This is a genomic window from Streptomyces sp. NPDC043726, assembly GCF_056436565.1.
The window spans coordinates 1-24,750 of the sequence record NZ_JBWKCI010000026.1; the positions used below are offsets into that span (position 1 = coordinate 1).

Below are 24,750 nucleotides of genomic sequence, written 5' to 3' on the forward strand. Positions count from 1 at the left end.
ATCATCCCGGCGCTGTTCGCGGCCGTCTACCCGGGCCTGGACAAGCTCAACATCATGAACCTGTCCTCGCCGGACTCCGCGATCCTGTCCGCGGTCGTCTTCAACGCGCTGATCATCATCGCGCTGGTACCGCTCGCCCTGAAGGGCGTGCAGTACCGGCCGGGCAGTGCCGACAAGATGCTGCGCCGCAACCTGACGATCTACGGCCTCGGCGGACTGATCGCGCCCTTCATCGGCATCAAGCTCATCGACATGATCATCTCTCTCATCCCCGGGATCGGCTGAAGGCCATGAACAACTCGGTTACGAACACCGCCCGGTTGCTCGGGGCGGGCCTGCGTGCCCTGCTCGTGCTGACCCTGGTGACGGGCGTCATCTACCCGCTGGTCGTCACCGGCATCGCCCAGGGGCTGTTCAACGACAAGGCGAACGGCTCCGAGATCAAGGACGAGACCGGCAAGGTCGTTGGCTCCTCGCTGATCGGCCAGTCGTACAACCTGCCGCTGAAGGAGGGGCAGGAGACGCCGGAGCCCGACCTGAAGTGGTTCCAGGGCCGCCCGCAGAACGGCCTCGGCGCCAACAGCGTCAACACCCAGTACCAGCTCATCCTGTCCGGCGCGACCAACCGGTCCGGCGACAACGAAGAGCTCATCCAGTGGGTGAAGGACGCGAAGGCCGCCGTGGTGAAGGACAATTCGACCGCGGACTACAAGGTCAAGGCGTCCGAGGTCCCCGCCGAGGCGGTGACGTCCTCCGGCTCCGGCCTCGACCCGGACATCTCCCCGGCCTACGCGGAGATCCAGGTCCACCGGGTCGCCGAGAAGAACGGCCTGTCCGCCGCCCAGGTGGAGAAGCTGGTCGAGGACCACACCGAAGGCCGCACGCTCGGCTTCATGGGCGAGCCCCGGGTGAACGTCCTGGAGCTCAACATCGCGCTCAAGGAACTCCTGGCCAAGAGCTGATGGGGTTACGCGACTCACAGCGGAGTTGGCGGTCCGGGAACGATCCGGGGCCGCCAACTTCCGCAGTCATGAAGCCGGTACGGCCCGACGACGTATGGACGTATGACAGGAAGGCACACCCCATGACACGGGTGCTGGTGGTGGAGGACGACCCACAGCTGGTACGGGCCCTCATCATCAATCTCCAGGCACGCCGGTACGGGGTCGACGCGGCCCCCGACGGTGCCACCGCGCTGCGGCTTGCGGCCGCCCTGCAGCCCGACGTGGTCCTGCTCGACCTCGGGCTGCCCGACATGGACGGCGTCGACGTCATCAAGGGCCTGCGCGGCTGGACCCGGGTGCCGATCCTGGTGCTGTCCGCTCGGCAGGCGTCCGACGAGAAGGTCGCCGCGCTCGACGCCGGCGCCGACGACTACGTCACCAAGCCGTTCAGCATGGACGAACTCCTCGCCCGGCTGCGGGCCGCTGTCCGCCGCACCGAGGACGTGCCGCTCGTACCCGGGACGACGCTGGTCCAGACGGCCGATTTCACCATCGACCTGTTGGCCAGGAAAGTGCACAAGGACGGCCGCGACATACGCCTCACACCCACAGAATGGCATCTGCTGGAGATCCTCGTCACCAACCCCGGGCGGCTGATCACGCAGAAGCACCTGCTCCAGGAAATCTGGGGCGTCACGCAGGGCAACAAGACCAACTACCTGCGGGTCTACATGGCCCAGTTGCGGCGCAAACTGGAAGCGGACCCCGCCCAGCCCCGCTATCTCATCACAGAGCCCGGCATGGGCTACCGCTTCGAAGGATGACCATGGCTCGCGGCAAACTCCGGATCTATCTCGGCGCGGCCCCCGGCGTCGGCAAGACCTACGCGATGCTGTCCGAGGCACACCGCCGAGTGGAGCGGGGCACCGACTGCGTGGTCGCCTTCGTGGAGCACCACCGCCGGCCGCGCACCGAGGTGATGCTGCACGGCCTCGAGCAGATCCCGCGCAAGGAACTGGCCTACCGTGACAGTGCCTTCACGGAGATGGACGTCGACGCCGTCCTCGCGCGCCTTCCGCAAGTAGCGCTCGTCGACGAACTCGCCCACACCAACGTCCCCGGCTCACGCAACGAAAAGCGCTGGCAGGACGTAGAGGAACTGCTCGCCGCCGGGATCAACGTCATCTCCACGGTGAACATCCAGCACCTCGAGTCGCTCGGCGATGTCGTCGAGTCGATCACGGGCGTACGGCAGCGGGAGACGGTGCCGGACGAGGTCGTACGCCGCGCCGACCAGATCGAGCTGGTCGACATGTCCCCGGAGGCGCTGCGCCGCCGTATGGCGCACGGCAACATCTACAAGCCCGACAAGATCGACGCGGCCCTGTCGAACTACTTCCGCCCCGGCAACCTCACCGCCCTGCGAGAGCTGGCGCTGCTGTGGGTGGCCGACCGTGTCGACGCCTACCTCACCGAGTACCGCAGCGAGCACAGGGTCTCCGCCATCTGGGGTTCGCGCGAGCGGATCGTCGTCGGCCTGACCGGCGGTCCGGAGGGACGGACGCTGATACGGCGGGCCGCCCGGCTCGCGGAGAAGGGCGCCGGCGGCGAGGTGCTCGCCGTCTACATCTCCCGCAGCGACGGTCTCACCGCCGCCTCCCCGAAAGAACTCGCCGTCCAGCGCAGCCTCGTCGAGGACCTCGGCGGCACCTTCCATCAGGTCATCGGCGAGGACATACCGGAGGCGCTGCTGGACTTCTCACGAGGAGTCAACGCCACCCAGATCGTGCTAGGCGTCTCCCGCCGCAAGAGCTGGCAGTACGTCTTCGGCCCCGGCGTCGGCGCCACGGTCGCCCGCGAATCCGGCCCCGACCTCGACGTCCACCTCATCACCCACGACGAGGCGGGCAAGGGCCGCGGACTCCCGGTCAACCGGAGCGCCCGCCTCGGCCGGACCCGGCTCATCTGGGGCTGGCTGGTCGGCCTTGGCGGCCCGGTGCTGCTGACCTGGCTGCTGAGCAGCGTCGGGCCGGACGTGGGCCTCGCCAACGACATGCTGATCTTCCTGACGGCGACCGTTGCGGCGGCCCTGCTCGGCGGGCTGCTGCCCGCCCTGGCCTCTGCGGCGGCCGGCTCCCTGCTCCTGAACTGGTACTTCACCCCACCCGTCCACACCCTCACGATCGCGGACCCGAAGAACATCGTCGCCATCGCGATCTTCGTGGGTGTGGGCGTGTCCGTCGCCTCCGTCGTGGACCTCGCCGCCCGCCGCACCCACCAGGCCGCCCGTCTGAGGGCCGAGTCGGAGATCCTCTCCTTCCTCGCCGGGAACGTGCTGCGCGGCGAGACCAGCCTTGAGGAACTGCTTGAACGGGTCCGCGAGACCTTTGCCATGGAGTCGGCCGCCCTGCTGGAGCGGGAGAGCGACACAGCGCCCTGGACCTGCGCCGGCAGCGTGGGCCCGCGGCCGTGTGCCACTCCCGACGACGCGGACGTCGACGCGCCGGTCGGTGATCACATGGCGCTCGCGCTGACGGGACGGGTGCTACCGGCCGAGGACCGCCGGGTCCTCGCGGCCTTCGCCGCACAGTCCGCCGTGGTCCTGGACCGTCAACGTCTCCAGCACGAGGCCGACCAGGCGAAGGAGCTGGCCGAGGGCAACCGCATTCGCACGGCGCTCCTGGCCGCCGTATCGCATGACCTGCGCACTCCGCTGGCCGGCATCAAGGCCGCGGTCACGTCTCTGCGTTCGGACGACGTCGAGTGGTCGGAGGAGGACCAGGCGGAGCTGCTGGAGGCCATCGAGGAGGGCGCCGACCGCCTCGATGGCCTCGTCGGCAACCTCCTCGACATGTCCCGACTCCACACCGGCACCGTCACCCCGATCATCCGCGAGACCGACCTCGACGAGGTCATCCCGATGGCGCTCGGCGGCGTCCCCGAAGGCAGCGTCGACCTCGACATCCCTGAGACCCTGCCCATGGTCGACGTCGACCGGGGGTTGCTGGAACGGGCGGTCGCCAACATCGTCGAGAACGCCGTCAAGCACAGCCCGCCGGGCGGGACGGTCCTGGTGTCCGCGAGCGCCCTCGCTGACCGCGTCGAGGTGCGCGTGGTCGACCGCGGGCCGGGCGTCCCCGACGAGGCCAAGGACCGCATCTTCGAACCCTTCCAGCGCTACGGCGACTCCCCACGCGGCTCCGGCGTCGGACTCGGCCTCGCGGTCGCCCGCGGCTTCACCGAGGCGATGGCCGGCACGATCCACGCCGAGGACACCCCGGGCGGCGGCCTCACCATGGTCCTGTCCCTACGCACGGCACCCCAGCGCCGACCCGACCAGCCGGATGTGTCGTCGGCGGCGACGTTTTGAGAGCTGATGTGGCATGTGGCCACGTCGTGGGAGCAGCAGTGTCCTGAGCGCGGTCATGTCCTTACTGTGGCCATGCTTTGACCGCCGTCTCGTGGTGACGTCCTGATCGAGGCCGAGGCGGGTTGAAGCGACGTCAGGGGCTGCCGCCGAGTCCCGGGAGTCGCACCGCCACACCGAGCCGCGGGCGGTGGCCGCTCTGCCACGTACCGTTCCCAGTCTTCGATCAGTACGGCGGCGGCCGCGGACCGACGGGCGGCGAGCTCCCCACCGGGCGGCTCCCAGGCCAGTACCGGCCAGAGCATGGCACTCCGGCGCCGGGCCTCGACGGTCGCGCAGCGCAACGCTGCGAGGCTCCCGGGAGAGCCGCTCACCCCCACGACCACACGGGCGGCGGCTGAGGACGGATCGGACTCGGACATCGCTTCCACGGCCCCATCACACCTCCGCGCCGTGGCTTTCGCACAGCCCCGCGCCATTCCCTGACACGCCTCTGACGACTCGTTCCGGGCCCATCACCCCGGTGCGTCAACGTCCCGTCAAAGCCGTCCAGCTGATCATCAGCGTCTCGTCAGGACACATCGACCCACGGGCATCCCGGGCATAACGTCAATCGCGAGCCCCGGGCCGCCTCCCCGCGTCCGGGGCGTTTCGGACCACCCGACCAGCGCCTCCAGGAGGCACTCCATGGCGGAACTCCTCTACGACGACGACCCCGAGCCCGCCGATCTGTCCCCGGCCGGACCTTTGTACGTCCCGGTCCGGCCGGGCCCTTCCGGCTGCGCGACGCGGCTCTTCCGCACCCCGCTCGGCGACCGTACGGCCGTCGGCTTCACCTCCGAACGCCGGCTGACCGGTACCCTCGGCCCCGACCAGCCGTGGATCCGCCTCGCCGAGCCCGCCCTGCGCGCACTGACCGCCCCGCTCGGCGTCACGACCCTCACCGTGGACCCGAGGTTCACCGCCCCGGCCCCGGCCCCGTTCGCCCAGGTACCGTCCGAGCCGTCCGCGCTGCGAACCGTCTGAAGGGGAAGTGGGGAAGAAGACGATGACCACGGTTCACGAACCCACCGCGCTGGCCGAGTTGTCGGTGTGGCCGGCCTTGACCACCGAATCCGCACCGGGCGACCTGGCCGTCGGTGGTGTACCGCTCGCCGAGCTCGCCGACCGCTACCGGGACTAATCGCAGTGCTCCCCCGTTTGTGGGGGAGGTGAAGCGATGCTGTGAAGCTCTCCCTTGATCGTGGACACCTGGAGACTGGGACCTGAGGTTCCAGAGGAAGTAGCACCAGGTGGGAAGCAGGTACACGAAGCGGTACACCGAGGAGTTCAAGCGGGACGCGATCGCGCTCGTCGACTCGTCGGGCAAGACGGTCACCGCGGTGGCCCGGGAACTCGGCATCAGCTCGGAGTCCCTGCGCGGCTGGTACCGCAAGGCCAAGGCCGACCAGGGCGAGGGCCAGAGCGGCGAGCTGACCAGCGCCGAGCGCGAGGAACTGCGGCGACTGCGCAAGGAGAACCGCGAACAGCAGCAGACGATCGAGATCCTGAAAAAAGCGACCGCCTTCTTCGTGAAGGAGGACGACCGGTGAGCGAGTTGCACCGGTTCATCCATGCGGAGAAGGCGAACTACCCGATCACCCTGCTGTGCCGGGTGCTGCATGTGGCCCGCTCCTCCTACTACACCTGGTGCGAGGGCGAAACCGCCCGTCGCAGGCGCCAAGCCGCCGACGACGCACTCGCGCACGAGATCACCGTGCTGCACCTCGCCTCCCGCCGTACCTACGGTGTCCCGCGCATCCACGCCGAGCTGCGCCGCCTCGGGCGGCGGGTGAACCGCAAGCGCATAGCCCGCGTGATGCGCGAGCGCGACATCCGCGGCGTCACCCGCCGAAAGCACCGCTCACTGACCCGGCCGGACAAGAAGGCGAAGCCGGCCCCGGACCTGATCGGCCGCGACTTCCACGCCGATACGCCCGGAACCTAACTGGTCGGCGACATCACCTACCTGCCCACCGCCGAGGGCTGGCTCTACCTCGCCTGCTGGCTGGACCTGGCCACCCGCGAGGTGGTCGGCTCTGCCATGGCTGACCACCACCGCGCCGAACCCGTCGTCGACGCCTTGGACATGGCCCACGGCCGGAGCCACCTGCAGCCCGGCTGCGTGATCCACAGTGATCGCGGAAGCGAGTACACATCGACCCAATTCCGGCACCGAATACGGGAGTTGGGACTGCGGCAGAGCTGCGGGCGCACCGGATCCAGCTTCGACAACGCCGCCGCGGAGAGTATCTGGGCCCTGCTCAAAAAGGAGATCGGCACCCGGACCTGGCCCGACCGGGCTGCCGCCCGCGCCGAGGTCTTCAACTTCATCGAGACCTTCTACAACCGCCGCCGCCTGCGCAAGCACAAGATCTTCGGCTACCTCACCCCAGCTGAGACCAGGCAGCGGCAACAGCACGCCCTCGCCGCAAAACCATCGAGTGTCCAAGATTACGGGGAAACTTCACCCCCAAGCTGACCCTCGTCTACAACCGCAAGCCGAAACGAGCACAACACCGTCCATCGTCATCGTGACGGCGCAGCCACTGGCTGAACGTCAAGCTGAGTGAGTGTTGGGGAGCTTGGCGTGCTGTTTCGCGCGCTGCTCCCGGGTGGGGCTTGTGTGCGCTGTGACCCTGTCAACTGGGCCCAACTATGGGGACGAAGGCGAAGGGGATGGCGGTCAGTTCACAGTGACAGACCGCGCGGGGAACACGCCTGCAGCAAGCCATCCTCTCACCGCGCGTCAACGTGAGCAGAGAAGGCAGGTGGAGACACCCGAACAGGCCCGGAAGCCGTATCGATTACCTGGACAGCCTCCAGCGGAGGGACTCGTCCGGCGGCTGAGCGTGTGGCGAGGGCGGAGGGTTTCCCAGCGAATGAGTCTTTTCCAACCTGTCTTTGCAGTAGGGCAGTTGGGCTGGCAACGTGATGAAGCCCTGGTAGATGGGTTCTCGGCCAAGGAGAGCCGTCCTCACCAGAGGCTCCACGTGCTTGTTCACCCGTCGGGCGTCGACGTGTCCAGCTCTGCCTTCCGCTTCCTTGCGCAGCGGTTGCGGCGGCACCGCCGTGGGCTTGGCTCCCGTTGGCGGCGCCTGAGCGTCGGCCGCCAGGCTTTGCTCACGCTCGCCCACCTGTGGGCGGGGCGCGCGTATGCCCAGCTCGCGGCCGGGTTCGGTGTCGGAACCACGACGGCCTACGGCCATGTCACCGAGGGTGTCGAGCTCCTGGCCGCACTCGCCCCCCGGCCTTCACCGGCGTGGTGCGGACCGCGTCGGTGAAGGCGTATCTGGTCCTGGACGGCATGCTCCTGCCGATCGACCGCATGGCCGCGGACTGGCCGTTCTACTCCGGCAAACGCAAGAAGCGCGGGATGAACGTGCAGGTGATCGCAGACCCCTTCGGCCGACTGCTGTGGGCCTCACCGGCCCTGCCCGGCGCCGTCCACGACATCCGCGCGGCCCGCGAACACGGCATCGTCGACAACCTCGCCCGAGGCCGGCATCAAGTTCTGGGCGGACAAGGGCTACCGGGGCGCCGGCGGCACGGTCCGCATCCCGTGCCAGGGACGGCGGGAGATCCCTCCCGCGGGCCAGAAGGCGGTGACCCGATCCCACGCAATGATCCGGGCCCCTCGTTGAGCGGGCTGTCGCCACCCTCAAGTCCCGGCGGCTCCTGCGCAAACTGTGGTGGTTGACCACTTGGATCACCAGCCTCGTCCAGCCCGTCCTCACTCTTCATCTGACAGCTCAGAGTGATGGTGGAAAGCGCCGTCCTCCGGGTCTCACAGATGCAGAGTGGGCGGCCCGTCGCTGTCGCTGGTGGCGTCGATGGGGGCCGGGGAGAAGGCGGCGTGGGTCGGGCGGAGATGACGTCGGGGCAGCCTGGTTGACGGAATCCGTTCGCCTCACGGTAGGTTGCCGGTGGCTTGATCACAGCGGTGCCGGGGGGCATCTCAACGGGGGGCAAGGCGATGGTCGCTTCACAGATACTGGTCGGCGAAGACGGTGCGGAGGCTGTGCTCGACGACGACGGACTGCGGCTCGTCGACCGTCGCACCCGCACGCAAGTGCCCCTCGCAGTGGTGCAGGAAGCCCGCGCCGATGGCGGGCGGTACGTCGAGATCGTACTGACCGACGGTGTTCTGCACCGTGTGGACGGCGGCAACCCGACGGCGGCCACCGCCTTCGCGACCGCTCTCGTCGAAGCGCTCCCCGCAGAGCGCGACCCCGCCGGCAGCGCTGCGGTCGTGGTCACCGATCTGACGCCACCGCAGGAGCCGGAGCAGCCGGTTTACCACCCGAAGTACCGTCGGCGGCAGCTGATCCTCCTTGCGCTCGTCCTTGCCTACGCCGCCTACACGACCGGCGTCGGTGTCGCACTCGGAGCAGAGAAGATTCCCGCCCCTCTTGGCGCGGTGATCCCCCTCGCCCTGGGCGGAGCCCTGCTCATTCTTGCTCTGGACGTGACGCTCGTCTATTTCGCACTCAAGAAGCGTGGAATCAGGGTGAATGCCACCTTCGACTTCAGGACCAAAGACAAAGCAGCCTGGTACAAATTCACCAGCCTCGACGGCGTTGAGTACAGCGGACGGGGCAAGGACCGTGGACCGGTGGCCCGCGTTGCCTACGACCCGGAGAACCCCCGCGACTACTCCTTCGACCGGTCCGGCATGGACACCCTCCGCCGGATCTGTCCTCCTGCCTTCGCCGCGCTGCCGCTGCTGGGTATTGGCATCTTCCTCGCCCTGGCTCCGTTCCTGGTGGACTGAGGCTTGCACGCAGGCGGCTCGGCCTGCGCGCACTGAAGGCCTGTCGGTTATGTGTCGGGGGGAGCTGGCGTGGTGATCATCCCTTCTGTCGCCGTCGGGGCTGGTCTCGGCCTCGTCGGGGCCGTGTTCCGGTCCTGGTTCACCGCGCGCAGGCAGGACCGCAGGTGGCTGCGGGAGCAGCAGCTGAAAGCCGGCGTCGGCTTCAACTCGGCTGTGGTCCAGCTGATCGACTCTCTCCGTGACGCACGGCTCAGCGCCGATGGTGGCGGCGCCCACGAACTGGCGGGCCGCATACAGGAAGCACGGTCAGCCCTCTACCTCCTGTGTGCCGACGACACCGTGGATCTCGCCGACGCGCTCGCCCGCCGGGTCTGGACCTCCCGGCCCAGAGAGGGCAGAGCCGACCGCATGTCGGAGCACAGGGAGACGGAGGAACTGCTCCGCTGCTTCACCCATCTGCTCCGACGAGAGATAGCCCGGACGCAGTCGACGGGCCGGCCACCACGGTGCCAGCAGGGCCGACCGGCCGCCGGTGGAGTTCCTTCCTACCTGACGGGCTCGGGGCGGGATGATCCGCTGCCAGTGAGGGTTTCAGCGGTAGCGCTCCAGGGTGAGGACGGCCTTGGTGATTGACGTCATGCGGTTCGGGCTGCATCGTGCTCGGCGGAAGATTCGCCAGGATTTCAGGCGGGCGATTGCTCGTTCGACGGGTACCCGGGCGGCGGACAAGGCCCGGTTGATCGTCTGCTGGGTCGGGGTGAGTTCGCCGTGGGGCGGCCGGCGTTTGGGGGTGGTGACCCACTCGCCCGCGCCGATGTAGGCCATGTCGGCGAGGACGGGGACGTCCTGGCGCTCGCAGATCCTGATGATCTTGTGTGTGCGGGCGGCGGTCAGGTCGTGAGTGCGGCCGGGCAGGGCGGGCGAGAGCCACAGCGTACGACCGGCCGGGTCCGCGATGACCTGCACGTTCACACCGTGCCGCTTGTGCTTCGTCGAATAGTCCGCGCGCCCGTCGCCGACCCGGTCGTACTCGGCAGGCGTGCCGTCCACGAGAACGTAATCGGGGTCTGTCTCGCGCAGGACCTTCAGCAGGCCCGGCGCCTTGTCGGCCAGGTGCTCGACGACGGTGGTGACGTACGCGTGGGCGGTGCCGACGGAAATACGGAAACCCGCGGCGAGTTGGGCCAGGGGGTCGTGCCGGCGCAGGTATGCCAGAGCGATCACCGCACGCTCGGACGGCCGGAGTTTGCAGCGTCGGTCACCCTCACGGGTGACGATCAGCATCGTCACCCACTCCACGAGTGCGTGCGGCAGGTCGAGTGCGGCAGGATGCGAGACCAACAGGGCTCCTGAGTTGGAGAGTTGAGACCTAGACACCTCTCTCAACGGCACGGGAGCCCTGTCCGTTGCCTACAGTCCCGCCGTCACCCGTCCGGGGGCCACCCTGAAAACCCTCAGTGGGCCCTTCTGCCCTCGGCCAGTGAACATCGAAGATCTCACATGGCAGGCGCGGACGCTCGGCGGAGGGCAGCCTCGGTCCTGTGGTGTGGCCGTGCTGGCGGGGCGGCTGGGGATGGGGTCAGCCGTGCGCAGGCAGGTCGTGCGTGGCAGCCGCCCGTTCTTTCGGTTCCCTCGCGCTCAGCCGGGCGCGGCTTTCTGACGGCATACGGGTCAGCTTGCTTCGGTCATGAAGCCGTCTGTGCCCGGCATGCCCGCAGCCGGCCGCTGATCCCTCATGCGGTCTGTCATGCCGTGAAGGCGCTGGGCGGGATGAGTTCGTAGCATCGCCCAGCGCGGGGGAGTGGCCAGAGGGCGTTGACGCGGAGGCGTGCCAGGGTGGGTACGGCGGTGGCGGTTGATGTCCTGGGGGTCGGGCTGTACCGGGATCTGCCGAAGATCTGCCAGGGCTTCAGGCGGGCAATGCCGTGGTCGGCTGGTGCTCGTTTCGCAGCCAGGGGTCTGGTTGAGGGTCTTCTTGGTGGGTGGTGCGTTCTTGTAGCGGCCTGCGTTGGATGCTCGTGGTCAGTCGTGGGCTGTCGTCCTGGTTGGGGCGGTTGGCCAGGGTGGGCGCGCTATGGCGCTGGCGGCTGTAGATGATCCGTGGGTGTGGGCAGCGCTCTGGTCATGAATGTGTCCCTGGGAGCGCGGTGGCTGGGGGCTGCAGGCGGTGGCTGTGTGTGGGTAAGACGTTGTCTCATTTGGTGAGTCTGCGGTAGCAGATGAGGCTGCAGGCGAGAGCGGTGAAGGCCAGGAAGTGCTCGGCCTTGCGTTCGTAGCGGCGGTGCAAACGGCGGCAGCCGGCCAGCCAGGACATCGTGCGCTCGATCGTCCAGCGATACCGGCCCAGCCGGGTGGAGGACTCGATGCCCTTGCGGGCGATGCGGTGCCGGATGCCTCGCCTGCTCAGCCATCTGCGCAGGTGGTCGTAGTCGTAGCCCTTGTCCGCGTGCAGCTTGGCGGGGCGTCGTCTGCGCGGGCCGCGGCGGGAGCGGATCGGTGGGATGCCGCGCACGAGCGGCTCGAGGGCCTGGCTGTCGTGCAGGTTCGCGCCGGAGATCCCGATGGAGAGGGGTAAACCGGTCCGCTCGGTGATCAAGTGGATCTTCGATCCTTTCTTGCCCCGGTCTACAGGATTCGGACCTGTCAGGTCCCCCCTTTCAGGGCCCGCATGTTCACCGAGTCGATAGCGCAGCGCGACCAGTCCAACTCTCCGCGCGAACCCAGCTCGTCGAGGATGAGGCGGTGCAGCTTGGCCCAGACCCGGGCGGCACTCCACTCGGTGAAGCGCCGGTGTGCGGTCGGCCCCGACGGGCCGAAGACTGGCGGCAGTTGCCGCCAGGTGCAGCCTGTCGTGGCCACAAAGATGATCGCGGCCAGCACCTCTCGGTCCCCGTATCGGCGCCGCCCGCCGCCCTGCGGCCGCGATGGAGCAGGTGGGACCACCCTCTGGAACAGCTGCCACAACTCATCCGGCACCATGCGCTCGACCATCACCACACTGGACAGATTACCCAGCAGTCCAAATGAGACGACTTCTTAGGGCTCGGCGGGGAAGCGGTGGAACGCCAAGCAGCTCGTCCACGGCGTCGGTGATCTTCTTGACGGCCTTGGGTCACTTCGCGCCGTGCGTCTTCTCGAATGCAGCCACCGCCTTCAGCGCACCTCATGGAACTGCCCTGCGAGACCGGGCGTTCGTCGGCGGCATCGTCCCCAACCTCCCGCCAGCCGAAGAACTCGCAATCGCCGCCATCCCCGCTGAGGACCCGGCAGGCACGATCGATCCCGTGAAAGCTGAACTCGGTATACCGCTATCCGCTCAGCGGTGAAGCGGAAAACCACAATGGTGCTCAAACCAGTCCGGCAGGATGCTTCGGCCGAACGATGAGCTCATCCTGTTGATCCATCCGGTGGAGCGCGATGGAACAGTGTGTGCGGCCATCTTGCACGCTGGGACACGGAGGCGGATTCTGTTTTTAATATGGGGGGAGTTGGCGTTGGAAGCAGATCTGATCGCCGCCCTGGCGACCTCCGGCGCTACAGCGCTGGTCGCGGCGGCGGCCACCGACACGTGGCAGTCCACGCGAGATGCGTTCGCGCGTGTCTTCCAGCGGGCAGGGCGAGACGACGTGGTGACCGGAGAACTCGACCATGTCGTCGCTCGGCTAGAGCGCGCAGATGCCACCGACGGACAGCACGCAACACCGGACGAACTGACCACCCTGTGGGCGGCGCGGCTGCGCGAAGTACTCCAGGAATATCCCGAAGTGTCGGTTGACATCCGGGCCGCAATCGACCTGGCACAGCGCGCCGCAGCTGTAACTCCCCGAGAGGGGGCACTGGGCGATCTGTCCGTCCGGTCCGCCCGGGACGTCTATGTCTCGGGCCGTGACCAGACCATCACCCATCACCACTCACCCGTCGACCCCGACCACCATGCCGGATAGCCATCGACCCCGGCCAAGGAACGCAGGACCGAAAACTCCGCAGCAGGTCGACTCCGCCAACGACGTGTATATCGCGCACCGCGACCAGTTCATCACCCACTTCCACCAGCAAATGCCCGCGCTCGCCGGCACGGTATCCATCACCCCGAGCCTGACCGGGTTCCCGGTCCGTGGACGTTCCGCGCTGCTGGAGTCCATCCTCGGCAGTGAGCCGGGGTCCGTTCACGTGGTCCACGCCGCCGGCGGGTACGGCAAGACGACCGCAGCCCTCGACCTCGCCGCCCAAGCGCGCGCCCGAGGTTACGACGTGTGGTGGATCTCCGCCGCGGACTACTCGGCGCTCAGCACGGGCATGCGCGCGCTGGCCCTGCGGCTGGGAGCCTCCCCCGAGCGGGTCCGGCTGGCCTGGACCAGCGCGGACGGTGACGCTCCCGATCTGGTCTGGGAATTCCTCGATGCCCATCCGCGCCCCTGGTTCGTCGTGATCGACGGTGCCGACGACACGAGGATCTTGGCTCTGCCGGGCGGATCCGTGGCGGACGGGAACGGCTGGATAAGAGCCCCTCGACCACAGGGGAGGGTTCTGGTGACGAGCCGAAATGGCAACCCGGCGACGTGGGGCGCGTGGCAGCGGCACGCCCTGCGCGAACTGTCGACCCGCGAGGCGGCGCAGATGCTGCTCGACCGAGCTGGTCCAGGGGCGGGCACTCACAAGGATGCCGAGCGGCTGGCCGACCGCCTAGGGCGTATGCCGCTCGTCCTGCACCAAGCAGGTCTGTACCTTGCCCGGGTCCGGGCATCGCCCCCCTGGCCCGGCGTCTTCGCCCCACGCACCTTCGAGGAGTACCGGACGGGCCTGAACAATCAGTTCGGCGAGCTGCTGGACAGCCCCGTCGGCACCGGGATCGCGCAGCGCAGCGTGCGTGTGACCACCACCTGGGAAATCAGCCTGGATCTCCTCAGCGATCAGGGAGTCACGCAGGCTCGCCCCCTCATGCGCCTCTTCTCGCACTTCGCCGACGTGGACATCCCCTACGTGCTAGTGCTCGACCCGGACGCACTGGAACGTTCACCGCTGTTCGCCTTCGAGTCGACCGACGACATCCAACGAACCATCGACAGCCTCGCCGACTTCGGCCTAATCCTGAAGAACTCCCCGGACCTGGCTTCGTCGGCGTCGGAGTACTCGCTGATGGTCCACGCGGTGATCAGCGAGACGATGCGTGCGTCAGTGGACGCGCGCGGCGAATGCGGCTCCTATCTGGCGTTGGCTGTGCACGGCCTGGCCTCGGCCGTCCGTGGACGCGATTCGCGGAACACCGACGACTGGCGGATCCGGAGCGTGTTCCTGTCGCACACGCTGCGTCTGAGCACTCTCGCCTACACGCTCAGTGACGGTCTGGACGAGGAGACGGCATCCGACCTGTTCGAGGCAGTCGCCGCCTCGATGGACTACGCCCTATCGACCGGGAGCCTCGAACACGCCAGGTGGCTCAGGAAGGCCGCCGAACCTCTGCGTGAGAAATTGTCCTCGATGCATCCATGCGTTCTTCAATTCCGTTACCAGGTCGCCAGGTTGCAGGACCGGGGCGGAAATCCGGGCGCTGGTGAGGAGGAGTACCGGCTAGTCCTTGGCGACCGGGCGCGCGTACTCGGCCCCTTACACCCCGAGACCCTGCGCACGCGGCACGCACTGGCCTGGCTGCTGGCACAGAAGGGTGACCTGCCGGCTGCCGAGGCGGAGTATCGGTCCGTTCTGGACGAGCGGAGCCGGGTCTTGGGTGCGAGCCACCCCCACACCTTGTGGACGCGTCACGATCTAGCGCTGATCCTCGTTCGGCTGGGACGCCTCACGGGTGAAGAGGCGGAGGCAGAGTACCGGGCCGTACTCGCTGAGCGGAGCCGCGCACTTGGGGCGAGCCATCCGCACACCCTCTGGACGCGCCACGATCTGGCATGGGTCCTCGCCCAACAGGGCAAACCGGCCGCCGCCGAGGCCGAGTACCGCGCGGTGCTGGACGAGCGCACCCGCGTCCTGGGCGCCTCCCATCCAGACACGCTGAGCGCGCGGCACGCGTTGCTGCGGATCCGCGTAGAGCGGGGCGGTATCCCCAGCGACGAGGTGGAGGCGGAGTACCGGACCGTACTGACCGAACGGAGCCATGTGTTGGGCGCAAGTCATCCGCAGACGCTCTGGACGCGTCACGATCTGGCATGGGTCCTTGCCCGGCGGGGCGATCCAACTACCGCGGAGGCCGAGTACCGCGCGGTACTGAAGGAGCGCGCCCGGATCCTGGGCGAATCCCACCCCGAGACCGAAAAAACCCGCAACCGACTCATCGCCCTGACGGCGGCCCCTGAGGACAGCACACATGGATGACGACGCCATACGGCTGCCGTTCTCATCACCTCCATTACTCGCGTTGCGCGACGATGGAGAAACTCAACGGCACCGGACAAGTCTCCTTCTTCCACAGCCGGTGCCCGGACTCCATCATGTCCGAGTACGCCTGCCAGCTCAGCGAGTCGTATTCTTTATATTCGATAAGACGGAACCCGGCGATAACTGCACCCAGAATCTCCGCCATGGTGTGCCGCGCTTCGATAACTGTCCTGTACCGCACGGGAGCCGTGCGTTCGGCGTAGTCCTTTCGCTCGACCGCAATCTTCCGGTCACCGAAATAGTGTTCGGTCGGCGCCATGACGGACGGAGGGTCACCGCGCCGGAACGTCAGGGAGGCAGGGTGCTGGTCGACGAGGACGAGATACCCGCCGGGCTGCATGACCCGCTGCAGCTCGCGCAGAACGGACGGCAGGTCGAAGATCCAGACCAGGGAGCCCCAATTGAGAAAAACCACATCGAAGGAGGAAGACCTTACCGGAATGCGGGTGACGTCTCCCACCATAAAATGACAGTGGGGCGACTCGGTTCGATCGGAGATCCGTTGCGCTATGCGCACGGCTCTCTCCGAGTAGTCAAAACCAACCACCTGGGAGAATTTTCGGGCAAGGCTCACTGTGTCGGTCCCGATATGACACATCGGGTGCAGGCACCGGCCAGCGAAATCCGCCAGAAGGGCGCTGTCGATGGATGAAAGACTCGATTCCCCCGATATCACGTCAGGGACGGCGTAAAAGGGGGATTCCAGATGCAGAGCGGCGACCTCATCCCAGCGGAGCTGGTTGACGACGTCTTCGTCCGAGTGTGACATATACACCAATCACTTCGATGTCGCAGCATTCTGGCAAGGGTAGGCCCACATTTTCGGAACAGTCAAGCGGAGGTTGCCGGGTGCCGGAAGAAATCGGATGGCGAGAACTCGGCGAAACATCGGCTGACGCGGAATTCCTGTACCAGGACGACTGCGAGCCTCGGCGTCGATACCTGGAGGAGTACGCAACCTGTGCGTGGCGGGTGTACGGCCTCACGTCCGCGGACGAGGAGACCTGTCACGCCCATTTCGCGGAGGGATACTGGTCCTCTGCCCGTCGAAGAAGCGGGACCGGCGCCGCCGTCGAGGCATGGGCCCGGAACCCTGCGGTGCAGACGACGGTAGAGAGCCTGCGCAGGTGCCGCGACATTGTGGCGCTGTCCGCCGCATTCGAGGGGCGTGGCGAGGCCCTGCTGCTCGCAGGTTCCATGTCGTACGGACGGTTCTTCTCTGTCCGTCAACAACGCGCCGGTCTGCGCCCCTCGGATCTGGACATCATCGCGGTCGTGCGGGACCGGAGCGATTTCTCCGGGGTCCTCTCCCAACTGGCCGATGTCGCTTTCTTGGAGACCGCGGACGACCCGTCCATGATCCGGCTGGAGGATGCCGTCAAGCTGGCCGGAGACGGTCGTACGGTCGACCTCATGGTCGTCACGTCACGCACACAACAAGAAGATCCCATATCTGCTGACTGGGGATGCAGCGGAGGTTACGACGTCAGTGTCCACTTGTGCGCGATCGCGGACCTCAGACATCTGCTTCTGCCATTCGGCTCGGACGCGCAAAATCTCGCTGTGACCATACGCTCCACATCGGCCGACGCCAGGGGGCCGGGAAAGCTACGTGACGAGCGATGGATTTCCTTTTCTGGCGCCAGCCTGGCGAGGGACGTTCAGAAAACCCGGGTCGGGGAATTGGAAGCTGACCTGCGAGAACCCTTCCGCAGCCGCGGGGGCAGTGTGTATCTGGGCCGCTTCGTCCGTTCCCTTCTGCCCCGGATAGAGGTTCTGCAAGCGTCCCCAACGGTGACATCGATTCTGTGTGAATGTGCCGCCCAGATGAACGCGATCCTGGCCGGAGAGGCCCGGGGATACGATCTGTCCTCGCCCCTTGAAACCTTGCATCCGCACCGGCAGGACTTCTCTCCACATGTCAGAAATGACTGCCGCGAGGCGCCGAGTTTCGGTCCCACCCTTTCTGAAATCCTGGCACGCCGCCGTCCGGTGCAACGCGTGTGACGGCCACGCACTGTCGCCTTTCTGCAAGTGGAGCCATCGAACGCAGACAGAGCCAACAGGTAGCGACAGGGAAAGGCGATCCATCCGTAAAGTTCGGCGAGGGCCGCAGTGGCGAGGCGGACGACGGCGGGCTGGTTCGGGAAGACCTGGACCCCGCCGCGCCGTGACGCAAGGCCAAGGTTGACCCCTTCCGCAAGATCCACGACATGGTCCGTCAGGCACGCCCCGAGGGTGGCAACGTTCACGGGCTGTCGCGCTGTTGTCCAGGAAACGGTCCACTGCCGGGAGAGATGCCAGGGGCGGAGAGGGCATGTCAGGCTGGCGAGTTTGGACTACTGGAAGTCGTCGAACACGTTGTAACTGGCTGTTCTCTATCCGGCTGTGTGATCGGCGGGGTTCGAACAGGAGCCTGGTTCGGGTGAGTTGTTCGGTGTGGAGGCATGGAAGAAGGGCCTCTTGGTAGCTCGCGGATGTCGAGTCCAGCGAGAACCAAGAGGCCCTGTTGTCAAAGTGTCGCGTGATCGTGGTTACCGAGTCCAGTTCGTCCACTCGTGGGTGTGACTGCCTCGCGCACAGGTTCGGGAACGCTGTCGACCGGCCGGATCGCCGGCCCCGGTACGGCTCGGACATGAGTGATGCCGAGTGGGCCCTGGTGCGGGATCTGCTGCCGGTTCCGGGCTGGCTGGCGGGCCGGGGCGGGCGTCCGGAGGGCTACTGCCACCGGCAGATGATCGACGCGGTGCGCTACCTGGTCGACAACGGCATCAAGTGGCGGGCGATGCCGTCCGACTTCCCGCCCTGGCCGCGTGTCTACGCCTTCTTCACCCGCTGGCGGGACGCCGGCCTCGTGACCGAGTTGCACGAACGGCTCCGCGAAGCCGTCCGCACCGGTGAGGGCCGCAGCCCGGAACCCAGTGCCGGGATCGTGGACTCGCAGTCGGTGAAGGCGGACACCACCGTCGCCCACGCCTCACGCGGGTTCGACGCAGGCAAGAAGACATCCGATGCGGAAGAGTCGTCAAGCAGCGAGGGCCAGACGGGGTTCTCGCGGGGTCGGGAAGGCTACGGCCTCGTTGAACGGGACCTGGTGCGTCAAACAGTGGTGGAGGCAGCCGATCATCCGGTTGAAGAGGTTCCTCCGAGCGGCCGTGTGCCGGTCTCCGGCCTCGCGTCGGCGGTCGTAGTGGGCCCGCGCTCCGTCTGAATGGGCCATTGCTGAGAAGGCCCACATATAGCCAACGCCGGCCAGCCGCTGGTTCTTCACCCTGCGGGCCGCGACAGACACGCTCTTGCCGGAAGCCCTGGTGACCGGGGCGGAACCGGCGTACGCCTTCAGACCTCGGGCGTCGGCGAACCGGGTCCTGTCGTCGCCGATCTCGGCCAGAACCCGAGCTCCGCTGAGCGGACCCAGTCCTGGGAAACTGGTGATGATCTCGGCGTCAGGGTGTGCCTCGAACGCCTTCACCGCGGCCTCGGCAAGATCATCGGCGCTGGCGCACGCGGCTTCCAACTGCCGTAGCAGCGCGAGCGCCTGGCGCCCCATGGCCTCCTCGACCAGGGGAAGATGGCGCATCTGCGAGGCGCGAAGTGCGCTGTGCAGACGCTCGACCTCCCTGTCGATGGTGTTCTTGCGCCCAGCCTTCTTCAGCACGGCCCGCAGCTGCGGTCGGGTCAGCTTGGCCGCCTGGCGCGGGGTCGGTGCCGCGGCCAGGAGGGCCCGAGCTATGGGGTGGTAGATGCCCTCGCGGCGGCTTCCGACGGCGATCAGGTAGTTGGGAAAGTACTCGCGCAGGTGGGAGGTCAGCTTGTTGCCGGCTTGGGTTCGGTCCCATACGGCGTCCTGCTGAGCACGGGCAAGGACCGCGACAGCCTGGGCCACCTCGGAGTCGGCGGGAAGCGCGCGGTGCGCGGCGGCGTCCGTGCGGAGGATGTTCGCCAGCACCATGGCGTCCAGGTGGTCGGACTTCTTCCGGGAGACCGTGTGGCGGTCCCGGTAGCGGGCGGCGGCCATCGGGTTGATGGCGTAGACGGGGCGGCCGGTCGCCCGGAGGCAGGCGACCAGAAGACCGCGAGAGGTCTCGATGGCCACCGGAATGACGTTCTGCGGACTATCGCCATGCTCAGCGAGCATCTGAAGCAGCTGGTCGAGCCCTTCCGCGGAGTCATCGATGCGAGCGCGAGCCAACAGCGATCCGGTTTCGTCGACGATGGCTATGTCGTGGTGGTCGCTGGCCCAGTCGATGCCGCAGAACGTTCTCACTCGCCTCACGCTTTCTCATCGAACCTGTATTACGGCTGGTCACAGCCGTGCAGGGCATGCGTCTCTCTAATGGAAGGGCTCGACGGCCCGACATCCGATTAGCCGTTCATGACCCCAGCGACCTACGGGCCCTCGGCCTTGATCGGAGCTGGTGGCTCCCGAGCACGTAAGAGGTAGTCCCCGCAGGGGGCTTGGACCACGATCATCATCGGTGATCAAGTGATCGTTCTCGATGCCGACGGCGAGCGCCAGCACGCGTCAGTCTTCTTTGAGGGCTCAAGGCCCGGATCAACGGAGGACGTCGTACTGACGCCGGCGATCGGCATCGAGGAGGTGCTTCAAGGAGCTCAGCTCTCGCCCATTAGATCAATGGCCGGAAGCGACATATCACCGTGGACACGCTCGGCCTTCCCGTGATGATCACGGTGACGCCCGCCGACATCCAGGACCGCGACGCCGCCCGCGACGTGTTCTGGCGCCTGCGCCTCACCCAGCCGCAGATCACCCAGGTCTGGGCCGACCGCGGCTACGCCGGCGACCTCGTGGACTGGGCCCGCAAACGCCTCTGGCTCACCCTGCGCATCGTCTCCCGCCCCAAGGGCACCAAGGGATTCGTCGTCCTGCCCCGCCGCTGGACAGCCGAGCGCACGATCGGCTGGTGCATGAACGCCCGCCGCAACGCACGCGACTACGAACGTCTGCCCCAGCACTCCGAGGCCCACCTGAACTGGGCGCTCATCACCATGATGACCCGACGCCTCACCCGCAAGAGCCCCCGCAACAGCCAATGGGCCAAGAAGCCCGTGGTGACCCGCTGACCTGTGATGTCCCATACCGTGAAAGGGATGCGAACATCCGACAAGACATGCGCCTTCGTCACTCATCGGCTTCGAGAGCGTGGCGCGCAGCAACTCGGAACTCGGCGAGCGCCTTGGCGAAGTCAGGGTGAATCTCGTCCAGAGTCCTCTCATGTCTGGGCTCAGCGAAGTCCTGGGCAGCGCGGATGATCTCCCAGGAGAGCGCAACAACTGGGTGAAGAGCCTCAGAAAGAGGCTCGGGACCTTCGAACCCCACCAACTGTGCGGCCTGAAGCAGATCTGATCGCGCTCGAGACGCTGCGGAAAGGACCTCTGCGCGTTCGTCGCCGGTGAGTTCGTCCCTCAGCCTTCCGGCGTTCCAGGACATAGTGCGACCAGCCGACATGAAGCCGATGTAAGCATCTCGTCGAGCTTCACGCCGCCACTGTTTATGAGCGGCGCTTGCGTGGAAGCGGGTCTGCCATCGCATGGCCCAGGCGGTCGCCAGGGCCGTGAGGGCAGCGCCTAACGCACCGATGCCAGCACCAAGGACTGCCGCTACTCCTGGGTCCATACAGAGAGTATGTCGACGCAGAAGCAGGAACAGGCCCGCTGCACCGGGTTGAAAAACACCTACTCAGAGGGCGTTTTCCTGCGATTCGTTGAGGTTTGCGGTGATTTCTGGTAAGTGGCTGAGGAGTTGAGTGCGGCACACGCCTCTCATGTGACAGGCGGGACGCAGCTCCGGCCGTTGCGCTCCCTCTGCTCCTGTTTCGTCGGGAAGTGCGCCGCTTGGCTCCGAATGCCCCAGCCGTCCGGGCTCTGCGCCCTGACCGGCAGCCCGGGCCGGGGCTATGCCGGAAACATGAGCGCACGCCGTCGCTATCCCAGCGACCTGTCCGACGCCCGGTGGGCGCTGGTCGAGCCGCTCCTGACCAGCTGGCGTGACGACAAGGTCCGCCGCGGCCTCAACATCGGCCATCCGCCCCGTCACGACCTGCGTGACCTCCTGGACGCGATCCTGTACGTGGCCCGCACCGGGATCCCCTGGCGCTACCTGCCGCACGACTACCCGCACTGGAACACGGTCTACCACTACTTCGGCCGCTGGGAGAAGGACGGCATCTTCGAGCAGCTCAACGCCCTGCTGCGACGCCGGGTACGCGAGGACGAGGGCCGGACACCGGAGCCAACCGCGATGGTGATCGACGCGCAGAGCGTCAAGACCTCCACCAACGTGCCCGTCACCGAACAGGGCGTCGACGCCAACAAGAAGATCGTGGGCCGCAAGCGGTCCGTCGTGATCGACACGACCGGCCTGCTGCTGACCGTCCTGGTCAGCGCCGCAAGCATCCAGGACTCCACCGCCGGCGAGGTCCTGCTCGACCGGATCGCGGCCGCCTACCCCACCATCCGCAAGGGCTGGGCGGACCGCGGCTATCGCGAGTACCTCGTCGACCACGCCGCCCGCCTCGGCATCGACCTCGAAATCGTCCGCCGCACCCCCGGCACCCGCGGATTCACCGTGCTCCCACGCAGGTGGGCGGTAGAGAGAACGCTCGGCTGGCTGATGTTCCACCGCCGCCTGGCCCGCGACTACGAGGCCCTCCCGTCCCGCTCCACCGCCATGATCTACCTCGCGATGATCGCCCTGATGACACGACGCCTCACCGGAGAATCCACACCAACCTGGCGAGGGCTCTGATACTTCGTCAAAGCCGCGTCTCGGGACGAAACATTGGGAGAAAACGCCCTCTCAGCGAACTGCAGCCGTCGAACGACACCGTCCGGTACGAACCGAAACACACACCTGGCGTCGTCGGCCGGGCTAGTAGCCCGGCCAGCACCTCGAACAACGCCCGCACCGGCGCGCTGCCGATCCGCCGGCGCAGGTCACGCAACCCTTTCGCTGACGGACAGACCACCGGCATCCCGGACAGACCCGCGGTCAGCTTGTCCCAGACGAGGCGATAGCCGACTTCAGGGAACAGACACATCGCCAGCAAGAAGTAGACCCCGACCCGCGACGGAAGATCACGCAGCCGCTGCTGCACCGTCCTCGTCTCCGCAAGGACCGCGTCCACCAGCTCAAACGGCACGACCGCCGTCAGTTTCCCCAGATGCCCAGGAGCGAAGCGGCCGCCGACCACGGTGACCGTTCGGGTGATGGCCGTCAGCGGAGACGGCAGGACACAATGACGGGGCAACGGAGCTCCTTCGGGACAAGCTGTCTTGGTCGACTGCCTGCACCAACGAGCTCCGTTGCTCTGCGTCGAGAATCCTTCAACCCACTTGCGTGACCTGCGAAAACGCTAACTACCCGGCCTTGGGGGAATGCCCGACCTCTCGCTGAATCGGCCGGTCGCCGTCAAGGTCCTTGCGGGCGCGGAGGTGAATGAGGAGATCGTGGCCCGATTCCCCCGAGAGACGTGGATTGGGGCGCGGCTGCAGCATCCGGGGATCACCACCGTGCACGACATCGGCACCATGATGGTCAGCTACCCGGACCGGGTGGTCGCAACGGGCAGTGGGGATCTGGTGGCGCGGCCCGGAATGGTGCGAAGGCCGAGTCTGCGGCATCCCGGTAGGGGCGCCGGGACATCCGGGTGACGAGCTGCCACATGGTGCGTTCCTCGGTCAGTTGTTGCGGCAGCACCAGTCCGAGCGAGTCCGCCAGTGGTTTGCGGCCCAGATTCACCATCGCCCGTACCGCGGCAGCCCACTCGTCGGTGGCGTACACCGCGGAGCGGTACCACAGGGGTATGAGCGCGCACAGCGCGGTGGCTGTGACGACGAGCAGGGACCGCTCGGCCTCGGTTGATGTGAGGGCGAGAAGGGCAAACGTCGCTACCATCCCGTGCCCATAGAGCAATGCCACGAAGAAGTCCACGCTGGTACGTGCCGTTTCCACCTGGCGGCGGGCTTGCACGGGAGCGGCGGCGCTCAGTTCGTTCCACAGCACCTGGGTATCGAGGCGGAATCGGTTGTGGCCGTACTCCTCGAATCGGCGGATGGCATTGCCGAGCCGGGTCGGGGCGAGCTGGTCGTCGTCCGCCGGGTAGCGAGCCAGCTGCTCGTTGAGGAGTGCACGCTGCACCGGCGTGCGGCCGTCCGGGTGGGCGATCAGACGAGCGATGCGCTCCTTACGGGCACGCTGCCGTCGGCATCCCCGGCTGTACGCGTTGCGCGGCCACAGCAGGTAGCCCTCAAGTATCCGATAGAGGAGAGTCTGGAGGGCGTTGAGCACAATGCCGAAGAGAACGGCGGCGCAGAGCAGTAGCAGGGCCGTCTGACTGGCCGAGCCCGGCCAGACACGCTGGACGGCTCCGGTCCGCCGCAAGCTGGGAGCGACAGCAAGAAAGAAGACCGCAAGATTGAGCGCGGTGGGCAGAATCCAGCCGACGAGGAGAGCCCATCCGCCCCCAAGGACGCCTTTGGCAATGTCACCCACGGATCAGGACTCCTGCGACCAGTCGTCATCCGGATCGTTCTCTGGTCCGGGGGACGTGTGCCCGACGACGTGGCTGAGTTCGTCGCGCAGGTCGGGCGTGAGCACCGCCCCTGCGCGGTCGACGAGCAGCGCCATCTCGTAGCCTGCGAGGCCGATGTCGGTATCGGGATGCGCGTAGACGGCGAGGGACGAACCGTCCGAGATGGACATGAGGAAAAGAAACCCACGTTCCATCTCGACGACGGTCTGTGCCACGCTGCCGCTTTCGAAGATCCGGGAGGCCCCTGCCGTCAGCGACGTCATACCAGACGCGACGGCCGCCAACTGGTCGGCACGGTCGCGCGGGAAGCCCTCCGACATAGCCAGCAGGAGACCGTCGGCGGACACGACGACGGCGTGGGACACCCCGGGGGTGTTGTCCACGAAGTTGGTGATCAACCAGTTGAGGTTCTGTGCTCCATGGCTCATCTGGCTCAAGTAACGCTCCTGTCCATGCGTGGGCTTGGGAAGCTGTCGGCCTGGCCGGTACCAGTACCAGCCTGACAGCCATTCGCGGCACCCCGATGGAGAAGGGCTCTACCCAGTTGTCGAACTTGAGTAGTCGACGGTGACGATGCCGGAGCCACACTGATCGTGAGTGGCGCGGTCAGCACCGCGCCGTCGTCTCGTACTCCATCTCGTCGAAGGAGACGATGACAGGCGTGGCCTCGGGCGCCTTCTCCCG

General features: G+C 67.0%; 21 protein-coding genes and 5 pseudogenes. 18 read left to right on the plus strand and 8 right to left on the minus strand.

All coding sequences use genetic code 11. The annotated features are described in order from the left end of the window. From AC068Z_RS41480 to AC068Z_RS41535, 12 genes and pseudogenes are all read left to right on the plus strand, one after another. A pseudogene (locus AC068Z_RS41480) lies at positions 1-285 on the plus strand (potassium-transporting ATPase subunit B); the annotation flags it as partial. Positions 286-290: 5 nt separating this feature from the next. After that, complete coding sequence (locus tag AC068Z_RS41485; protein WP_478568718.1) at positions 291-962, plus strand: potassium-transporting ATPase subunit C; 672 nt, start codon at positions 291-293, stop codon at positions 960-962. 122 nt (positions 963-1,084) lie between these two features. Continuing rightward, the gene (locus AC068Z_RS41490) at positions 1,085-1,768 is read left to right on the plus strand and encodes a response regulator (protein WP_478568721.1); all 684 of its coding nucleotides are present in this window, start codon (positions 1,085-1,087) and stop codon (positions 1,766-1,768) included. A gap of 2 nt (positions 1,769-1,770) precedes the next feature. Beyond that, a complete protein-coding gene (locus AC068Z_RS41495; RefSeq protein ID WP_478568724.1) occupies positions 1,771-4,314 on the plus strand; it encodes a DUF4118 domain-containing protein in 2,544 nt (847 codons plus the stop codon). Positions 4,315-4,998: 684 nt separating this feature from the next. Continuing rightward, positions 4,999-5,337, plus strand: coding sequence for an SAV_915 family protein (locus AC068Z_RS41500; RefSeq protein ID WP_478568727.1), 339 nt, complete (start codon positions 4,999-5,001; stop codon positions 5,335-5,337). A 22-nt stretch (positions 5,338-5,359) separates the two neighbouring features. Then, positions 5,360-5,494, plus strand: coding sequence for a hypothetical protein (locus tag AC068Z_RS41505; RefSeq protein ID WP_478568730.1), 135 nt, complete (start codon positions 5,360-5,362; stop codon positions 5,492-5,494). Positions 5,495-5,603: 109 nt separating this feature from the next. Beyond that, complete coding sequence (locus AC068Z_RS41510; RefSeq protein WP_478568733.1) at positions 5,604-5,903, plus strand: transposase; 300 nt, start codon at positions 5,604-5,606, stop codon at positions 5,901-5,903. Continuing rightward, the gene (locus AC068Z_RS41515) at positions 5,900-6,298 is read left to right on the plus strand and encodes an IS3 family transposase (protein WP_478568736.1); all 399 of its coding nucleotides are present in this window, start codon (positions 5,900-5,902) and stop codon (positions 6,296-6,298) included. The genes AC068Z_RS41510 and AC068Z_RS41515 overlap by 4 nt, the downstream gene beginning before the upstream one ends. Before the next feature lie 12 nt (positions 6,299-6,310). After that, positions 6,311-6,832, plus strand: coding sequence for a transposase (locus AC068Z_RS41520; protein WP_478568864.1), 522 nt, complete (start codon positions 6,311-6,313; stop codon positions 6,830-6,832). Positions 6,833-7,343: 511 nt separating this feature from the next. Continuing rightward, positions 7,344-8,103 (plus strand): annotated as a pseudogene (locus AC068Z_RS41525) (transposase family protein); the annotation flags it as partial. Between the two features lie 223 nt (positions 8,104-8,326). Then, on the plus strand, positions 8,327-9,124 hold the full coding sequence (locus AC068Z_RS41530) for a hypothetical protein (RefSeq protein ID WP_478568739.1): 798 nt from the start codon (positions 8,327-8,329) through the stop codon (positions 9,122-9,124). A gap of 72 nt (positions 9,125-9,196) precedes the next feature. Beyond that, positions 9,197-9,757 carry a hypothetical protein gene (locus AC068Z_RS41535; RefSeq protein ID WP_478568742.1) on the plus strand — a complete coding sequence of 187 codons (561 nt, stop codon included), beginning with the start codon at positions 9,197-9,199 and terminating at the stop codon, positions 9,755-9,757. Here the strand turns inward: AC068Z_RS41535 and AC068Z_RS41540 are convergent. Together AC068Z_RS41540 and AC068Z_RS41545 are read right to left on the minus strand one after the other, a co-directional pair. After that, positions 9,716-10,465, minus strand: a complete 750-nt coding sequence (locus AC068Z_RS41540) for a transposase (protein ID WP_478568745.1) — start codon at positions 10,463-10,465, stop codon at positions 9,716-9,718. The genes AC068Z_RS41535 and AC068Z_RS41540 overlap by 42 nt on opposite strands. A gap of 853 nt (positions 10,466-11,318) precedes the next feature. Next, a protein-coding gene (locus AC068Z_RS41545; protein WP_478568867.1) for an IS5 family transposase occupies positions 11,319-12,115 on the minus strand; the annotation gives its coding sequence in 2 pieces (ribosomal slippage) (positions 11,319-11,777 and positions 11,780-12,115; 795 coding nt in all). 503 nt (positions 12,116-12,618) lie between these two features. On the opposite strand from AC068Z_RS41545, the gene AC068Z_RS41550 reads away from it, so the two are divergent. Beyond that, complete coding sequence (locus AC068Z_RS41550) at positions 12,619-13,068, plus strand: hypothetical protein (protein WP_478568748.1); 450 nt, start codon at positions 12,619-12,621, stop codon at positions 13,066-13,068. Positions 13,069-13,132: 64 nt separating this feature from the next. Further along, entirely contained in the window at positions 13,133-15,448 is a 2,316-nt protein-coding gene (locus AC068Z_RS41555) for a tetratricopeptide repeat protein (protein WP_478568751.1), read from the plus strand. A gap of 34 nt (positions 15,449-15,482) precedes the next feature. On the opposite strand, the gene AC068Z_RS41560 is transcribed toward AC068Z_RS41555, so the two are convergent. Next, on the minus strand, positions 15,483-16,280 hold the full coding sequence (locus AC068Z_RS41560) for a class I SAM-dependent methyltransferase (RefSeq protein WP_478568754.1): 798 nt from the start codon (positions 16,278-16,280) through the stop codon (positions 15,483-15,485). Between the two features lie 80 nt (positions 16,281-16,360). On the opposite strand from AC068Z_RS41560, the gene AC068Z_RS41565 reads away from it, so the two are divergent. After that, entirely contained in the window at positions 16,361-17,518 is a 1,158-nt protein-coding gene (locus AC068Z_RS41565; protein WP_478568757.1) for a hypothetical protein, read from the plus strand. Positions 17,519-18,146: 628 nt separating this feature from the next. Continuing rightward, positions 18,147-18,320: pseudogene (locus AC068Z_RS41570) on the plus strand (transposase); the annotation flags it as partial. Positions 18,321-18,536: 216 nt separating this feature from the next. On the opposite strand, the gene AC068Z_RS41575 reads toward AC068Z_RS41570, so the two are convergent. Continuing rightward, positions 18,537-19,778 carry an IS110 family RNA-guided transposase gene (locus AC068Z_RS41575; protein WP_478568870.1) on the minus strand — a complete coding sequence of 414 codons (1,242 nt, stop codon included), beginning with the start codon at positions 19,776-19,778 and terminating at the stop codon, positions 18,537-18,539. Between the two features lie 365 nt (positions 19,779-20,143). Between AC068Z_RS41575 and AC068Z_RS41580 the strand changes: the two are divergent. After that, positions 20,144-20,596 (plus strand): annotated as a pseudogene (locus AC068Z_RS41580) (transposase); the annotation flags it as partial. A gap of 58 nt (positions 20,597-20,654) precedes the next feature. Here AC068Z_RS41580 and AC068Z_RS41585 read toward each other — a convergent pair. After that, positions 20,655-20,963, minus strand: coding sequence for a hypothetical protein (locus tag AC068Z_RS41585; protein WP_478568760.1), 309 nt, complete (start codon positions 20,961-20,963; stop codon positions 20,655-20,657). Between the two features lie 477 nt (positions 20,964-21,440). Between AC068Z_RS41585 and AC068Z_RS41590 the strand changes: the two genes are divergently transcribed. Beyond that, entirely contained in the window at positions 21,441-22,280 is an 840-nt protein-coding gene (locus tag AC068Z_RS41590; RefSeq protein ID WP_478568763.1) for an IS5 family transposase, read from the plus strand. A gap of 49 nt (positions 22,281-22,329) precedes the next feature. Here the strand turns inward: AC068Z_RS41590 and AC068Z_RS41595 are convergent. From AC068Z_RS41595 to AC068Z_RS41605, 3 genes and pseudogenes are all read right to left on the minus strand, one after another. Further along, positions 22,330-22,764, minus strand: a pseudogene (locus tag AC068Z_RS41595) (transposase domain-containing protein); the annotation flags it as partial. Positions 22,765-23,069: 305 nt separating this feature from the next. After that, a complete protein-coding gene (locus AC068Z_RS41600) occupies positions 23,070-24,026 on the minus strand; it encodes a hypothetical protein (RefSeq protein ID WP_478568765.1) in 957 nt (318 codons plus the stop codon). A gap of 3 nt (positions 24,027-24,029) precedes the next feature. After that, a complete protein-coding gene (locus AC068Z_RS41605) occupies positions 24,030-24,494 on the minus strand; it encodes a roadblock/LC7 domain-containing protein (protein ID WP_478568873.1) in 465 nt (154 codons plus the stop codon). Positions 24,495-24,750: the final 256 nt, after the last annotated feature.

Coding starts and splice junctions, on each gene's coding strand:
- AC068Z_RS41485 (WP_478568718.1), top strand. CDS start 291: ATGAACAACTCGGTTACGAACACCGCCCGGTTGCTCGGGGCGGGCCTG.
- AC068Z_RS41490 (WP_478568721.1), top strand. CDS start 1,085: ATGACACGGGTGCTGGTGGTGGAGGACGACCCACAGCTGGTACGGGCC.
- AC068Z_RS41495 (WP_478568724.1), top strand. CDS start 1,771: ATGGCTCGCGGCAAACTCCGGATCTATCTCGGCGCGGCCCCCGGCGTC.
- AC068Z_RS41500 (WP_478568727.1), top strand. CDS start 4,999: ATGGCGGAACTCCTCTACGACGACGACCCCGAGCCCGCCGATCTGTCC.
- AC068Z_RS41505 (WP_478568730.1), top strand. CDS start 5,360: ATGACCACGGTTCACGAACCCACCGCGCTGGCCGAGTTGTCGGTGTGG.
- AC068Z_RS41530 (WP_478568739.1), top strand. CDS start 8,327: ATGGTCGCTTCACAGATACTGGTCGGCGAAGACGGTGCGGAGGCTGTG.
- AC068Z_RS41560 (WP_478568754.1), bottom strand. CDS start 16,280: ATGTCACACTCGGACGAAGACGTCGTCAACCAGCTCCGCTGGGATGAG.
- AC068Z_RS41585 (WP_478568760.1), bottom strand. CDS start 20,963: ATGTCCTGGAACGCCGGAAGGCTGAGGGACGAACTCACCGGCGACGAA.
- AC068Z_RS41590 (WP_478568763.1), top strand. CDS start 21,441: ATGAGCGCACGCCGTCGCTATCCCAGCGACCTGTCCGACGCCCGGTGG.
- AC068Z_RS41605 (WP_478568873.1), bottom strand. CDS start 24,494: ATGAGCCATGGAGCACAGAACCTCAACTGGTTGATCACCAACTTCGTG.